This is a genomic window from Amycolatopsis sp. EV170708-02-1 (assembly GCF_022479115.1).
Lineage (GTDB): Bacteria > Actinomycetota > Actinomycetes > Mycobacteriales > Pseudonocardiaceae > Amycolatopsis.
Map to the genome: position 1 here is coordinate 8591100 of NZ_CP092497.1, position 14265 is coordinate 8605364.

Sequence of the window (14265 nt, forward strand, 5' to 3'; positions counted from 1 at the left end):
ACGTCGCACCCGGTCAGGACCTTGGTCCCGGTGGGCTGAAAGCGTCCTTCACCGCATGCGACGCGGTGAAGGACGCTTTCGCTGCGTCAGATGCGGGGAAAGTCCCCTTCAGCCCCCGGCCCGCACAGATCGCGTTTAGCGGGCTAAACGCGATCCGGGCGGAGGACTCAGGCGGGTTCGGCGGCCAGGCGCTGGACGACGGGCAGCAGGTCCGAGGCCAGCAGTTCCCGCAGGAACACGGCCGCGACGCGGTGTTGTTTGTCCAGCACGATCGTCGACGGGATGATGTTGCGCGGATACCCCGAGAGCTGCAGCAGCGTCCGCCCCGACGGGTCGTAGATCGACGGGTACGTCAGCTTCCGGTCCCGCATGAAGTCCTGCGCCGGCGCCCGGTCGTTGTCGCGCAGGTCGATGCCGACCACCTGGACCCCGGACGCCTTGGTCTGGTCGTAGACCTTCTGCATCTCCGGCGCCTCGACGCGGCACGGCCCGCACCACTGGCCCCACAGGTTCAGCACGATGACCTTGCCGGGGAAGTCCGCGATCGAAAGCTGTTTGCCCTCGTTCATCAGATCGTCGCCGGACAGCGTCGGCGACGGCTGGCGGTCCGCGACGTCGTAGGTGATGTCGACCTTCCCGCCCGGCGAAACGAAGTTGAACGAGCCGCCGGTGACGACGGCGTCCTTGCCGGTGGTGCAGCCGGTGACGGCGAGCATCACCACCGCCATGGCCGCGAGTGCGCGCTTCATGCGCCGGTCACCTTCGGGTCGGTCGTGCCCGCGGGTTCGCTGTAGACGATCCGCACGAGTTCCTCGCCCTCGAAGACCAGGCTGGTGAGCGACGCGAGCGAGCACTGCCGGTTGCGCGGGTCGTGCCAGAGGCGCTTCGCCTCCAGGAACCGCCGCACGGTCCAGATCGGCAGCTGGTGCGAGACGCACAGCGCCTCGTGGCCCTCGGCCGCCCGCCGCGCGCGGTGGATCGCGCCGAGCATGCGGTGCGCGATCTCGACGTACGGCTCGCCCCAGGACGGCCGGAACGGGTTGACCAGCTTCGGCCAGTGCTTCGGCTCACGAAGCGCGCCATCGCCGACGGCGACCCGCTCGCCCTCGAACTGGTTGTCCGCCTCGATGAGCCGCTCGTCGGTGTCGACGTCGAGCCGGTGCGCGGCCGCGATCGGCGCGGCGGTCTCCTGCGCGCGCTGAAGCGGCGAAGCGACGACGTGCGTGATGTCGTGCGTCGCGACGGCTTCGGCGACCGTCAGCGCCTGGCGCTGTCCGCGGTCCGAGAGCTTGAAGCCGGGCAGGCGGCCGTAAAGGATCTTGTCCGGGTTGTGCACCTCGCCGTGGCGAAGCAGGTGCACGATCGTCGTCGCGCTCACGCCTGGACCGCCTCGGCGGCGGCGCGGGCGGCCACGCGAAGCGCGGACTCGACGACCTCGAACTCGGCGTCGCCCATGGCCGCGTTGACGAACCACGCCTCGTACGCGCTCGGCGGCGCGTACACGCCGTTGTCCAGCAACGCGTGGAAGAACGCCGGGAACCGCCAGGTCTCCGAAGCCTGCGCGCCCGGGTAGTTCGTCACCGGGTTCTCGCTGAAGAACACGCTGACGAGGTTGCCCGCGTACTGCACGGTGTGCGTGACACCGGCCTCGGTGAGCGACCGGTCGAACAGGTCACCGAGGCGCTTCGCGTTGGCGTCGAGGGCCGCGTACACGGCGTCGTCGGCCGCGCGCAGCGTCGCGAGCCCGGTGGCGACGGCAACGGGGTTCCCGGACAGCGTCCCCGCCTGGTACACCGGCCCGCCCGGGGCCAGCTTCGCCATCACGTCGGCACGGCCGCCGAAGGCCGCGGCCGGCAAGCCGCCGGACATCACCTTGCCGAAGGTGTACAGGTCACCGGCGACACCGTCGAGGCCGAACCAGCCCGCCTTGGACACGCGGAACCCGGTCATCACCTCGTCCATGATCAGCAGCGCGCCGTGCTCGTGCGCGATCTCCTTGAGCCCGGCGTTGAAGCCCTCGATCGGGGCGACGGCGCCCATGTTGCCGGCGGCCGCTTCGGTGATGATCGCGGCGATCGAATCCGGGTTGTCCACAAAGGACTTCCGGACCGCGTCGAGGTCGTTGTAGGGCAGGACGATCGTGTCGGCCGCCTGCGCGCCGGTGACCCCGGGCGAGGTCGGGAGGCCGAGGGTCGCGACGCCGGAGCCCGCTTCGGCGAGCAGCGCGTCGACGTGGCCGTGGTAGCAGCCCGCGAACTTGATGATCTTCGCCCGGCCGGTGAATCCCCTGGCGAGGCGGATCGCGCTCATCGTCGCCTCGGTGCCGGAGTTGACCAGGCGCACCCGCTCCACCGGCTCGACGCGGGCGATGATCTCCTCGGCGAGCTCGACCTCGCCGCGCGTCGGGGTGCCGAACGACAGCCCGTCGACAGCGGCTTCGCGCGCGGCGGAGACGACGTCCGGATGCGCGTGCCCGAGGATCATCGGCCCCCACGACGAGACCAGGTCGACGTAGCGGTTGCCGTCCGCGTCCCAGAGATACGGCCCCTCACCGCGCACCATGAACCGCGGGGTGCCGCCAACGGAGTTGAAGGCCCGCACCGGGGAATTCACCCCGCCCGGGATCGCGGCCTTCGCTCGTTCGAACCATGCCTTGGACTGATCGACTCCGGTAGTCACGTCCCCAGTCTCGCAAATCCCCGAGGACACCCGCCGCCAGGTCGTGCGGTTGCGGGCATGGCGTGACCAGGCCCACTAGGGTGGGAAGCACTCCCGCCGAAACCCTCGCGGAGGAATCCACGTGTCCACGGTGCCGTCACCACCGACCCACCACCGTCGCCTGCGCTGGCAGGCCTTGGCCGGCTTCATCGCCATGTCGGCGATCGTCGGCGTCGTGGCCGCGCTGGCCGTGGCCACCCGTTCCGAAGCGCACAACGCGCTGGTCCGTCCGTCGTGGGCGCCGCCGGGCTGGCTCTACGGTCCGACGTGGACGGCCCTGCTCCTCCTGGTCGCCGTCGCGGGCTGGTGCTACTGGCGGACCGACGGCGAGACGCGCGGCTTCGCCTTCTACGGCGTCTGCCTGCTGCTGACCCTGCTGTGGACGCCGCTGTTCTTCGCCGGCGGAGCGCACGCCCTGGCTCTGGCCGACGTCGTCGTCCTGGATTTCATGGTGCCCGTCACGATGATGGAGTTCGGGCGCCGGTCGAAGCTCGCCGCCTGGCTGCTGGTGCCGTATCTGCTGTGGCTGCTCTACTCGACCGCGGTCAACGCCGCCGTCGTCTGGCTCAACTGAGCTTCGGTTCCTTGGGCTTGCGGCCCTTCGCCCGCACGGCGAGCAGGAACTGGCGGATCGCGTCCACCACCAGGATCGCGGCCAGCACACCCAGCCCGATGGCGCCGGCGAGCGGGCCGCCGAAGTACCGCTGCGATTCGAGCGTCGTCGTTTCGCCGTAGGTGATCACGACCGGGACGACACCGGCCTTCCAGCACGCGAAAGCACCCCACACCGCGAGCGCGGCGAGGATCAGCTCGACCGCCCCCACCACGGCGCGCAGGGGTTTGTGCAGCCGGGCCGCGGGCCGGGTGTCCTCCGGTGGCCACAGATCGGCGCCGGTCGGCTGGGGAAGGTCGATCACGGTGAGCAGTTTCTCATGACTCTGTGGTGCGAGCACGCACCAAATCCCCGAGAGCCTCGCGAAGCGCGTCCGGATCCTTCGCCCAAGCGCGCACGAACACGCCGTCTTCGAGCTTCAACCCGACTTCGCCGTACTTCTTGGGGATCGTCCAGCCGCCACCGAGGACACGCGAGCCGACCGGGGCCTCGTCTTCGAGCACCTCGGCGATCCTGGCCGCCTCCAGCGTTTCCCGGCCCTGCCGATAGCCGTCCGACGTGACTTCGAGCGAGAGATACCGGCGGCGCGCGTAGACCCAGGGGACGGTGATCGCCACCAGCCCCACCGCGACCAGGATCCAGGCGAGCCAATGGACCGGGCCGCCGGTCGCCAGCTCCGCGAGCAGCCCGGCGAGAGCGAACAGCGGCGCCCACAGCAAAGCCGTCCAGCCGACGCCGGGTTCCTCGTAGCGGGGCGGCTCGGGCGTCATGGCAGCGTGCGCCCGACCTTCGGGAAATGGTCGGAGACGCTGGGCAGGTACATGAGGACCAGCGCGATCGCCACCAGCAGCGTGGACACCAGCAGGAACACGTTGAGCGAACCGCGCAGGATCAGCAGCTCCACCAGCACCAGGAAGACCGCCCCCACGGTAAGGACCGTCCTGGCCGACCGCGTTCCCTCACGGGCCTTGTACGCGAACAACGCGAACAGGACGGCGAAGGTGAGCGCACCGCCGAACAGCATCCACAGCAGGGTGTTCACGCCGGAAGCGACCTGCGCCGGATCGGCGGGCTGGCCGGGGACCGGGTTCTCCCTGATCTGCTTGAGGATCCCCTCGGTCAGTTCGTCCTTCAGCACCAGCAGGGCGATCTGCCCGGCCACCAGGACGACACCGGCGACGATCCACAGCCAGAACGAGATCGCGACCGGCTTCGGCACCGTGATCTTCGGCGGCTTCTGCCCCGGCAGGATCGGATCCGGGGACATCCCACGCTTACGGCGCTCGTCGTCCGTTTCGTCGGCTTTGCTGTCGCTCACGCGAGGCAGCCTAGTCCAGCCAAGCTGCGGCTTCGGCGGCCCAGTAGGTCAGGATCATGTCCGCGCCCGCACGGCGGATCGAGGTCAGCACCTCGAGGATCGTCTTCTCGCGGTCGAGCCAGCCGTTCGCCGCTGCGGCCTCGACCATCGCGTACTCGCCCGAGATGTTGTACGCCGCGACGGGAACGGTCGACGCCTCGGCGGCGGCCCTGACGACGTCCAGATAGGACAGCGCGGGCTTGACCATCACCATGTCGGCGCCCTCGGCGATGTCCAGCTCGATCTCGCGCAGCGCCTCACGCACGTTGCCCGGATCCTGCTGGTACGTCTTCCGGTCGCCCTTCAGCTGCGAATCGACGGCCTCGCGGAAGGGGCCGAAGAACGCGCTGGCGAACTTCGCCGAGTACGCGAGGATGCCGGTGTCGGTGCGCCCGGCGCGGTCGAGCGCGGCGCGGATGACGCCGACCTGGCCGTCCATCATGCCGCTGGGGCCGAGCAGATGCGCCCCCGCTTCCGCCTGTGCCAGACCCATTTCCGCGTACAGGCGCAGGGTCGCGTCGTTGTCGACGCCGCCGTCGGCGTCGAGGACGCCGCAATGGCCGTGGTCGGTGAATTCGTCGAGGCACGTGTCCGCCATCAGGACCGTCGCGTCGCCGAGCTCGGACCTCAGGTCGCGCAGGGCGACGTTGAGGATGCCGTTCGGGTCGATCGCGCCGGAGCCCTCGGCGTCCCGCGTCTTCGGGATGCCGAACAGCATCAGACCGCCGACACCGGCGTTGACGGCCTCGACGGCAGCCTTGCGCAGCGTGTCTCGGGTGTGCTGGACGACGCCCGGCATGCTGGCGATCGGGCGGGGCGCTTCGGCGCCCTCGGCCACGAACATCGGGAGGATCAGCTGACGTGGGCGCAGCGTCGTCTCACCGACCAGCCTGCGCATCGCCGGAGTGGTACGGAGCCTGCGGGGACGATGTTCGGGAAACACCCTCACGACGGTACTCCCGCCCGCTTGAGCGGCGGTGAACGGCCGAACCTTTCCTAAGGAACGGTAAAGAGTCACCTTTGTCCGATTCCGCCGCGGTGTGACGTGGGTTACCTTCCCCTGCATGTCGAGCTCAACGGTGACCGACCAACTGGAAGAACCGCCCGTCGGCTGGCGCGCACGGCTGCGCCAGGTCGGGCCAGGGATCATGGCCGCGGCGACCGGGGTCGGCGCGGGCGACCTCGTCGCGACGATGGTGGCCGGATCGCGCTTCGGGTACACGCTCCTGTGGGCGGTGCTCGTCGGCACGATCTTCAAACTCGCGCTGGCCGAAGCCGTCGGCCGCTGGCATCTGACCTCGGGCCGGACGATCCTGTCCGGCTGGCGGTCGCTCGGGATCTGGGCGCTGATCTACTTCGGGATCTACGCGGTGATCTGGGGCTTCGTCTACGGCGCGACCGCGATGTCCGCGTCGGGGCTGCCGCTGAACGCGCTCTTCCCCGCGCTTTCGGTGCGGTACTGGGCGATGATCTGCGGCCTGCTCGGCTTCGCGCTGGTGTGGTTCGGGCGCTACGCGATCATCGAGAAACTGATGACCGTCCTGGTCGGTGTCATGTTCGTGACCGTGGTCGGCACCGCGATCCTCGTCGTGCCGAACTTCGCCGAACTGTTCAAGGGCGCCGTCCCGACGCTGCCCGACGGCTCGCTCGTCTACGTCCTCGGCCTGGTCGGCGGCGTCGGCGGCACGATCACCATGGCGGCGTACGGCTACTGGACCCTCGCGAAGGGCTGGCGTTCGTCGAAGTGGCTGCCGATGATGCGCACCGACAACGCCGTCGGCTACGTCATGACCGGGATCTTCGTGATCGCCATGCTGATCGTCGGCGCGGAACTGCTGCTGGGCCAGAAGATCATCTCGGGCGACAAGGGCCTGCTGTTCCTCGGCGACACCCTCGCCGCGGACTACGGGCAATGGGCGCGGATCCCGTTCCTCATCGGCTTCTTCGCCGTTTCGTTCACGTCGGTGATCGGTGTCTGGCACGGCGTGAGCCTGCTGTTCGCGGACTGGTGGCGCATTCTGCGGCTGCCCAAGGACGCGACGGAAAGCGTTGAGACGTATGAGAAGAAGGCCGGCGAGCGCAGCGCCGCGTACCGCGGATACGTGCTGTGGCTGACCTTCCCGCCGATGGCGTTGCTGTTCCTGGACCAGCCGTTCCAGCTCACCGTGATCTACGGCGTGCTGGGCGCGTTGTTCATGCCGTTCCTGGCGGCGACCCTGTTGGTGCTGCTGAACACTTCGCGGGTGCCGAGGGAAGGGCGTTCGCGGTGGCTTTCGAACGGGCTGCTGGTGGTGTGCCTGGCGATGTTCGCGTACCTGGCATACACGGAGGTCGTGAAGTTCTTCAGCTGAACCACTCGTGAGTGGTAAGGACGGTTAGAACCGTCCTTACCACTCACGAGGCCTTACAGCGGAACGGACTTGCTGGTACAGCCCCCACTCCCGCAGGCCGTCACGATCAGCTGGTTCGCGCCGACCGGCAGCCTGAACACGGCACGCTTCACGCCGTCGTCGACGATCACCTGGGTCACCACCCCCTGCGGGGACACGGCGAACCGAGCGGTGAGCGCCGAGACCGGCGAACGGTCGGTCACCGTGACCGCCACTTCTCCCCGATCGACGGTGCCCCGGACGCTTTGGACCGCGCAACCGGCCGGGGTGCAGACTTCGAAGGACGTGGCGGCGGCGGCCGTACCCGGGAAGCCGAGGGCCAGCGCGCCAAGAGCGGCGGCGAGAACGAGAGATTTCATGGTCACTCCCCAGTGATTGTCGGAATCACCGAGGCTATGACCCACCGCTTCCCGCACGGCGAAGTTTCACCAAGGATCGAAAAAGCCCCCTTCCCACGCGAAACGTGAGAAGGGGGCTTTCACCGAATCAGGAGCGGCGGGCCCGCTTCGCCTTGCGAGGCGGCGGGAGCGCGCCTTCGGCACGGAGCCGGGCGGCGTGCTCGGCGAGCGCGTCGACCAGGTGCGGGACGTCGGCCTTCTCGGGCTGGACGTCGACCCGCAGCCCGAATTCCACGGCGGTCTCCGCGGTCTTCGGGCCGATGCACGCGACCAGCGTGCGGGTGTGCGGCTTGCCGGCGATGCCGACGAGGTTCCGCACGGTCGAGGACGAGGTGAAGCAGACCGCGTCGAAACCGCCGGTCTTGATCATCTCGCGGGTCTCGGCGGGCGGCGGCGCGGCCCGGACGGTGCGGTACGCGGTCACGTCGTCGATCTCCCAGCCGCGTTCGCGCAGGCCGGCCGAGAGGGTCTCGGTGGCGATGTCCGCCCGCGGCAGCAGCACCCGGTCGACCGGGTCGAGAACGTCGTCGTACGGCGGGAACTCGGCGAGGAGACCTTCCGAGGACTGCTCGCCCTCGGGGATCAGCTCGGGGATGATGCCGAACGAGCGCACCTTCGCGGCGGTCGATTCGCCGACGCAGGCGATCTTCACGCCGGAGAAGGCGCGGGCGTCGAGGCCGAACTCCTCGAACTTCTCCCACACCGCGCGGACGGCGTTGGTCGAGGTGAAGACGATCCACTGGTAGCGGCCGTCGACGAGACCCTTGACCGAACGCTCCATCTGCGCGGGGCTGCGCGGCGGCTCGACCGAGATGGTCGGGACCTCGTGCGAGGTGGCGCCGTGGCCGCGAAGCCGCTCCGCCATCTCACCGGCCTGCTCCTTGGTGCGCGGCACCAGGACCTTCCAGCCGTACAGCGCGCGCGACTCCCACCACGACAGCTTCGAGCGCTGGCCGACGGCCTGGCCGATGGTCACGATGAGCGGGCCGACGAGCTCGCCCGCCTCGTTCGCGACGGTGGCCAGCGTGGTGTCCAGGGTGCGCTGGGTGTTGATGGTGCCGTTGGAGGTCACCGCGACCGGGGTGGTCGGCGCCAGCCCGTGCTCGGTCAGCGCGGACGCGGCCTCGGCGAGGTGCGCCGACGTCGCGTGCAGCACGATCGGGCCCGGGGTGGCGGCCAGCGCGGCCCACTCGACGTCGCCACGGACGTCGACCTCGGTGTGCGTGCCACCGAGCGCGACACCGGCGTACGCCGGCACGGCCGCGCCGGGCGAGACGCCCGGGATGATGTCGAAGACGGCGCTGGTCCGGGAAACGGCCTGCACCTCGGCGACGACGGCGGGCTGGGTCAGCGGGTCACCGGCGATGAGCCGGAGCACCAGGCGTCCGGCCTTGGCCTCGTTCACCAGGTCCTTGGCGACCTCGGCGGCCTCGCCGACGGCGGGGCGCACTTCGGCGCCCTCGGCGGCGAAGGCCAGGACGCCCGAAGGGACGTCCGGATCGGTCACCACGACCTCGGCCTTGGCGAGCAGCTCCTGAGCGCGGACGGTCAGCAGACCGGCGTCACCGGGGCCCGAGCCCACGAAGGCGACACGCCCGGTGGTCTTACGCGCGGGGGTCATCTGTGCGTTCTCCTCTTGAGCGGCCGCAGTCGAGCGCGGCCCTACCTTCAACGTTCTGACTCACTGGGCGGGGCCGGACAGCGCACCGGCCCCCAGGTCGAGCAGCTCGGCGGCCAGTGTCCGGCCGAGCTGATCGGCTTCGTGCTTGTCGGCGAGCGCGGAAGCGCGCACCATGTCGACCGCGTCCCCGTCCCCTTCGACGGCGGCGGTGCCCCGCAACGAGATCCGCTCGACGACCCGCCCTTCGGCGTCCAGGTCCTCGACGATCTCAGCCAGCGCTCCGACCGGTGCGCTGCACCCGGCCTCCAGCGCCGCGAGCAACGCCCGCTCGGCGGTCGCCACGGCACGGGTGCCTTCATCGTCCACTGTGGACCCGAGCAGGTGCTCGATGTCCACGTCACCGGTCCGGCACTCCACCGCCAGCGCACCCTGCGCGGGTGCGGGCAGCATCTGGATCGGGTCGAGGGTCTCGGTGATCTCCTCCGCCCGGCCGATCCTGGCCAGTCCGGCACGCGCCAGGATGACGGCGTCCAGCTCTCCGTCGCTCACCTTGCGCATGCGGGTGTCGATATTGCCTCGGATCGGCACGATTTCCAAACCGAGACCGAGCGCGCGCAGCTGCGCGGTCCGCCGCGGCGAGCCGGTGCCGACGGTCGAGCCGGGCGGAAGCTCGCCCAGCGTCAGCCCGTCGCGGGCGATCAGCGCGTCACGCGGGTCCTCGCGGCGCGGCACGGCGGCGAGCGTGATGCCCGGCTCCGGCTTCGTCGGCAGGTCCTTGTACGAGTGCACGATGACGTCGACTTCCTCGCGCAGCAAGGCTTCGCGCAGCGCGGAAGTGAAGACGCCGACCCCGATCGTGGGGATCGGCGCGGACGACTTGTCGCCGGGGGTCGTCACGGTGACGAGCTCGACCTCGGCCCCGGTGGCACGCAGGGCGTCGGCGATGGTGCCGGTCTGCGCGAGGGCGAGTTTGCTGCCGCGCGTCCCGATACGGATGACTCTGCTCACTGGATGATCACTCGTCTTTCGGCGTTGCGGTGGGACTCGCCACGGCGGCGGGCGCCTGCGGGTCGAGGCAGAACAGCTCGCGCAGCGCGTTGGCGTAGTCGGTGTCGGCCGTCTCGGCGGCCAGCTGCTTGACCCGCACCGTCGGCGCGTGCAGCAGCTTGTCGACCACGCGGCGGACCGTGCGGCCGACCTCCTCGCGGACCCCGGGTTCGAGGTCCGGCAGGCGGTTGTCCAGCCGCAGCAGTTCGGCGTCGACCACCTCGGCCGCCCGGCGCCGCAGCGCCGTCACCGTCGGGGTGACCTCGGCGCTGCGCTGGCCGGCGAGGTACTCGCGCACCTCGTCGAGCACGATGCCGGTGGCCTTCGCGGTCTGCCGTTCGGTGGTCGGGGTGCCCGCTTCCCGCATGCGGCGCTGGATGGTTTCGAGGTCGACCACGGTGACGTCGGCCAGTGCGGCGACGTCGTGGTCGACGTCACGCGGGAGGCCGAGGTCGCAGACGACCAGCGGGCGCCCGGCACGGGCCGGGACGTGTGCGGCGGTGAAGACCGCGGCCTGCGCACCGGTGCAGCAGACGACGACGTCCGCCTCGGCGACCGCGTCCGCGATCCCGCTCATCTGGACGGCCTTCGCGGGCACGCCCTGCTCGACACTCGCGGCGGCGAGGCGGGCGGCCCTCTCCTCGGTGCGGTTGGCGATGGTGATCTCGCCGATCCCGGACTTGCGCAGCTGGGACGCGGTCAGCGCGCCCATCGAACCGGCGCCGACGATCAGCGCGTGCTTGCCCGCGATGTCCCCGGCCGCGGCGAGCGCCTCGGAGACCACCGACGCGCCCAGCTGGTCCAGCCCGGTCTCGGTGTGGACGCGTTTGCCGACGCGCAGCGTGGTCTGGATCAGCTCGTGCAGCGTGCGGCCGACGGTGCCGGCCTCCCGCGCGGTGGCGTACGAGGACCGGATCTGGCCGAGGATCTGCGTCTCGCCGACGACCATCGAGTCCAGCCCCGAGGTGACCGAGAACAGATGCTCGATCGCGGCGCCCGCGTAGTGCACGTACAGCGAGTCGTAGAGGTCCGCGGGCTCCATCCCGGCCTGGCGGGCGAGCACGTCGGAGACGTCGTTCAGGCCGCCGTGGAAGGTCTCGACGACGGCGTAGACCTCGATGCGGTTGCAGGTCGAGACGAGGATCGCCTCGCTGACGTGCTCGGCCTGCTGCAGCTCGTGGAGCACCTTGGTCACGTCGGTCGCGGGGACCGCGACGCGTTCCAGGGTGCTCAGCTCGGCACTGCGGTGCGAGAGCCCGACCGCCAACACGCTCATTTCAGCGCACCACCATTCCGTTGCCGTGGCCGTTCACGCTGCCATTGTCGGCGCCCCCGGGGCCACCGTCTGCTCCGCCGTTGCCGTTAGCGGCCAGATCGGCGCGACGAGCGACGTGGAACGACAGGATCTGCAGCTCGACCGCGAGATCGACCTTGCGAACCTCGATATGTGCCGGAACCTGCAGCACCACCGGGGCGAAATTCAGGATGCACTGCACGCCACCTGCGACGAGCCGGTCGCAGACCGACTGCGCGGCGGTGGGCGGAGTGGCGATGACACCGATCGAGATCTGCCGTTCGGCGCAGACTTTGGGGATCTCGTCGAGATGCGAGACCGGGAGGCCGCCGACCGGGACGCCGACCAGGTCGGGGTCGAGGTCGAACAGCGCCTCGACCGGGAACCCGCGGCCTGGGAACCCGCCGTAGTTGGCCAGCGCGTGCCCGAGGTTACCGATGCCGACCACGGCGACCTTGTGCTTGCGGGTCAGGCCGAGGATGCGCTCGATCTGGCTGACCAGCACCTGGACGTCGTAGCCGACGCCGCGGGTGCCGTACGAGCCGAGGTAGGACAGGTCCTTGCGCAGTTTCGCGGAGTTGACGCCCGCGGCCTGCGAGAGCTCTTCGCTGGAGATCGTCGTCGCGCCCTGCTCGGCCAGCCCGGAGAGGACACGGAGGTAGACGGCGAGGCGGGCGACGGCGGCTTCGGGGATCGACTTCGCGCGGACCGCTTCCGGTTCGGCGGTGGCCTCGACGGCGGGCATCTCCGCGGTGGGCGCGTTGTCGGCGTCCGGTGTCACCCGGGTGCGCCGGCCTCGTTGCGACACCACGCTTGTCCGCTCCCTCGTGATCCTGCTGACGACATGATCGCCCGAACCTGGAAAATCGGCTCTTGACCCGGGGCGCTGAGTCCGGTTCGATGCCGGGCGCTTTCGGTGGCGACGTATCTACGGTAGCCACTTGTGAACGCAGGCACAAAGTCACAGGTGAGGGCTGTGGTCAGTCTCTCTAGCGCGCGTTGACCGTCACCTTGTGCCAGCCCGTGGCGCCGTCCGGGACCGTTCCGGCGATCTCTTGCGTCTGCGTGTAGCCCGACTGGTCCGTGGCCCGGACGGCGATCTCGTGCTGACCAGCGGCGACGTCGACCTCGGTCCACCACATCCGCCAGGTGTCCTTCGACGTCTCCGCCGACAGGACGGCCTCTTTCCACGGCCCCTGGTCGACCCGGACCTCGACCTTCGCGACGCCGGTGTGCTGCGCCCACGCGGTCCCCGACACCACGACCTTGCCCGCGTTCACCGCCGAGCCCGGCGCGTCGATCCGCGACTGCGTCTTCACCGGCGCTTCCTTGGCCCAGCCGCGGTCGAGCCAGTACGCCTTGCGCTCCGCCCAGGTGGTGATCTCCAGCTCGGTCACCCATTTCGTGGCGGACACGTAGCCGTAGAGCCCGGGGATCACGATCCGCGCGGGGAAACCGTGCTCGATCGGGAGCGGTTCGCCGTCCATGCCGAGGGCGAGCATCGCGCCGCGCCGCGGGTCCAGGGCGGCTTCGACCGGGGTTCCGCAGGTCCAGCCGTCGACGCTGGTCGCGAACATCTGCTCGGCGCCGGGTTTCACACCCGCCTCGTTCAGCAGGTCCCGCAGGTCGATGCCGATCCAGCGGGCGTTGGAGATGTACGGGCCGCCGACCTCGTTGGAGACACAGCACAGGGTGACGTCGCGTTCGATCAGCGGCCGCGAGCGGAGATCTTCATACCGATAGGTGACTTCGCGCTCGACCATCCCGCGGATCTGCAGGCTCCAGTCCTCGGTGCGGACCTGCGGGACCACCAGCGCCGTGTCGATCCGATAGAAATCCTTCGAAGGAGTGAGATACGGCGGGGTGCCGAGCTTCGCGAAATCCGCGTCGGGCGGGATCGGCGGCGCGGTCCTCGCCGCGACGAGCCTGCCGACCGCGGCACGCGACTCTTCGGCGTTCTTCCTGGTCCCGACGATCTGGCCGGTCAGCGCGGCGACACCGGCCCCCGCCGCGACCGAAGCACCGGTGATCAGCACCTTCCGCCGGTCCGGGCCTTCGCCTTCACGCTCGTCGAAGAACACCTTCGGGCGGAAGAACGACTGCAGCCGGGTGAACACGACGAGCGCGACGACGGTGGCGATCACCGGCGCCAGCAGCGCGATCTGCCCGAGGTCGGTACGGACGAAGACCGCGGCGACGCCGGCCGCGCCGAGCACGCCGACGATCACCTGGCCCGGCAGCGGAGTGCGGCGCGAGAGCTGCCCGGCGAGCAGCGCGAACAGCACCAGCACCACGGCCAGGCCGATCTTGAGGACGAACTTGTCCCAGGTCTCCAGCGTCTGCTCGGCCCAGGCGACGACCGCGTGCGGGCTGTGGTCGATGACGAAGTTCGCGACGGCGACGAACGGCGAGGCCGTGTACCCGACGAAGCCCGCGACGAGATGCCCCACGCCGAGGGCGGCCGCCAGGGACAGGAGCCCGGTCAGCGCGGCTTGGCCGAAGGTGAGCCTGCGTTCGTCGTCCACGACTCCATCTTCGCCGGGGATATGCCCGAGGGGCGGCCGATCGCCCCTTACGAGACTGTTACGCCAGCGCCTTCCGGAGCCTGTCCTCTTCCACGCGCCAGTAGCCGTGCTCGGCGTCGTCGACGAGGATCACCGGCACGCGGTCGCCGTATTCGGCCCGCCATTCGGGGTCGCTGTCGACGTCCTGGGCCGACCAGGCGACGCCCAGTTCGCCGCAGATCCGCTCGATGTCCTGTTCCGCGACCTCGCACAGGTGGCAGCCCGTGCGGGTCATGACGGTCACGTGGTGCGCCATGACCCCA

Annotated in this window: 16 protein-coding genes; 2 read left to right on the plus strand and 14 right to left on the minus strand. The window is 70.1% G+C overall.

What is annotated here, in order from left to right:
• Positions 1 to 167 precede the first annotated feature (167 nt).
• Genes MJQ72_RS39185 through hemL form a run of 3 tightly spaced genes read right to left on the minus strand, consistent with a single transcriptional unit; the run spans position 168 to position 2679 of the window.
• Complete coding sequence (locus MJQ72_RS39185) at positions 168 to 749, minus strand: TlpA disulfide reductase family protein (protein WP_240595967.1); 582 nt, start codon at positions 747 to 749, stop codon at positions 168 to 170.
• Positions 746 to 1378 (minus strand): histidine phosphatase family protein, encoded by a 633-nt coding sequence (locus tag MJQ72_RS39190; RefSeq protein WP_240595968.1) that lies wholly within the window; start codon positions 1376 to 1378, stop codon positions 746 to 748. Before MJQ72_RS39190 ends, MJQ72_RS39185 begins: the two co-directional genes overlap by 4 nt.
• Positions 1375 to 2679, minus strand: a complete 1305-nt coding sequence (hemL, locus tag MJQ72_RS39195) for a glutamate-1-semialdehyde 2,1-aminomutase (RefSeq protein ID WP_240595969.1) — start codon at positions 2677 to 2679, stop codon at positions 1375 to 1377. Before hemL ends, MJQ72_RS39190 begins: the two co-directional genes overlap by 4 nt.
• Positions 2680 to 2800: 121 nt before the next feature.
• Here hemL and MJQ72_RS39200 point away from each other — a divergent pair, with 121 nt between their 5' ends.
• Positions 2801 to 3292, plus strand: a complete 492-nt coding sequence (locus tag MJQ72_RS39200; RefSeq protein ID WP_240595970.1) for a tryptophan-rich sensory protein — start codon at positions 2801 to 2803, stop codon at positions 3290 to 3292.
• Here the strand turns inward: MJQ72_RS39200 and MJQ72_RS39205 are convergent.
• Genes MJQ72_RS39205 through hemB form a run of 4 tightly spaced genes read right to left on the minus strand, consistent with a single transcriptional unit; the run spans position 3285 to position 5631 of the window.
• Positions 3285 to 3671: a hypothetical protein gene (locus tag MJQ72_RS39205; protein WP_240595971.1), complete on the minus strand. Its 387-nt coding sequence runs from the start codon at positions 3669 to 3671 to the stop codon at positions 3285 to 3287. The two genes, MJQ72_RS39200 and MJQ72_RS39205, sit on opposite strands and share 8 nt — an antisense overlap.
• Positions 3649 to 4101, minus strand: coding sequence for a hypothetical protein (locus tag MJQ72_RS39210; protein ID WP_240595972.1), 453 nt, complete (start codon positions 4099 to 4101; stop codon positions 3649 to 3651). The genes MJQ72_RS39205 and MJQ72_RS39210 overlap by 23 nt, the downstream gene beginning before the upstream one ends.
• Positions 4098 to 4649: a hypothetical protein gene (locus MJQ72_RS39215; protein WP_240595973.1), complete on the minus strand. Its 552-nt coding sequence runs from the start codon at positions 4647 to 4649 to the stop codon at positions 4098 to 4100. The genes MJQ72_RS39210 and MJQ72_RS39215 overlap by 4 nt, the downstream gene beginning before the upstream one ends.
• Positions 4650 to 4659: 10 nt before the next feature.
• Entirely contained in the window at positions 4660 to 5631 is a 972-nt protein-coding gene (gene hemB, locus MJQ72_RS39220) for a porphobilinogen synthase (RefSeq protein ID WP_240595974.1), read from the minus strand.
• Between the two features lie 121 nt (positions 5632 to 5752).
• Between hemB and MJQ72_RS39225 the strand changes: the two genes are divergently transcribed.
• Positions 5753 to 7039, plus strand: coding sequence for an Nramp family divalent metal transporter (locus MJQ72_RS39225; RefSeq protein ID WP_240595975.1), 1287 nt, complete (start codon positions 5753 to 5755; stop codon positions 7037 to 7039).
• Between the two features lie 53 nt (positions 7040 to 7092).
• Here MJQ72_RS39225 and MJQ72_RS39230 read toward each other — a convergent pair whose 3' ends face one another.
• The 7 genes from MJQ72_RS39230 to MJQ72_RS39260 all read right to left on the minus strand — a co-directional run bounded on the left by MJQ72_RS39230 (position 7093) and on the right by MJQ72_RS39260 (position 14258).
• Positions 7093 to 7437 carry a hypothetical protein gene (locus tag MJQ72_RS39230; RefSeq protein WP_240595976.1) on the minus strand — a complete coding sequence of 115 codons (345 nt, stop codon included), beginning with the start codon at positions 7435 to 7437 and terminating at the stop codon, positions 7093 to 7095.
• 127 nt (positions 7438 to 7564) lie between these two features.
• A complete protein-coding gene (locus MJQ72_RS39235; RefSeq protein WP_240595977.1) occupies positions 7565 to 9097 on the minus strand; it encodes a bifunctional uroporphyrinogen-III C-methyltransferase/uroporphyrinogen-III synthase in 1533 nt (510 codons plus the stop codon).
• 60 nt (positions 9098 to 9157) lie between these two features.
• A complete protein-coding gene (gene hemC, locus MJQ72_RS39240; protein WP_016330928.1) occupies positions 9158 to 10105 on the minus strand; it encodes a hydroxymethylbilane synthase in 948 nt (315 codons plus the stop codon).
• 7 nt (positions 10106 to 10112) lie between these two features.
• Positions 10113 to 11420 carry a glutamyl-tRNA reductase gene (locus tag MJQ72_RS39245; protein WP_240595978.1) on the minus strand — a complete coding sequence of 436 codons (1308 nt, stop codon included), beginning with the start codon at positions 11418 to 11420 and terminating at the stop codon, positions 10113 to 10115.
• A gap of 1 nt (position 11421) precedes the next feature.
• On the minus strand, positions 11422 to 12249 hold the full coding sequence (locus tag MJQ72_RS39250) for a redox-sensing transcriptional repressor Rex (protein WP_228708039.1): 828 nt from the start codon (positions 12247 to 12249) through the stop codon (positions 11422 to 11424).
• 178 nt (positions 12250 to 12427) lie between these two features.
• The gene (locus MJQ72_RS39255; RefSeq protein ID WP_240595979.1) at positions 12428 to 13963 is read right to left on the minus strand and encodes a molybdopterin-dependent oxidoreductase; all 1536 of its coding nucleotides are present in this window, start codon (positions 13961 to 13963) and stop codon (positions 12428 to 12430) included.
• Positions 13964 to 14021: 58 nt separating this feature from the next.
• A complete protein-coding gene (locus MJQ72_RS39260) occupies positions 14022 to 14258 on the minus strand; it encodes a glutaredoxin family protein (protein ID WP_038520134.1) in 237 nt (78 codons plus the stop codon).
• Positions 14259 to 14265: the final 7 nt, after the last annotated feature.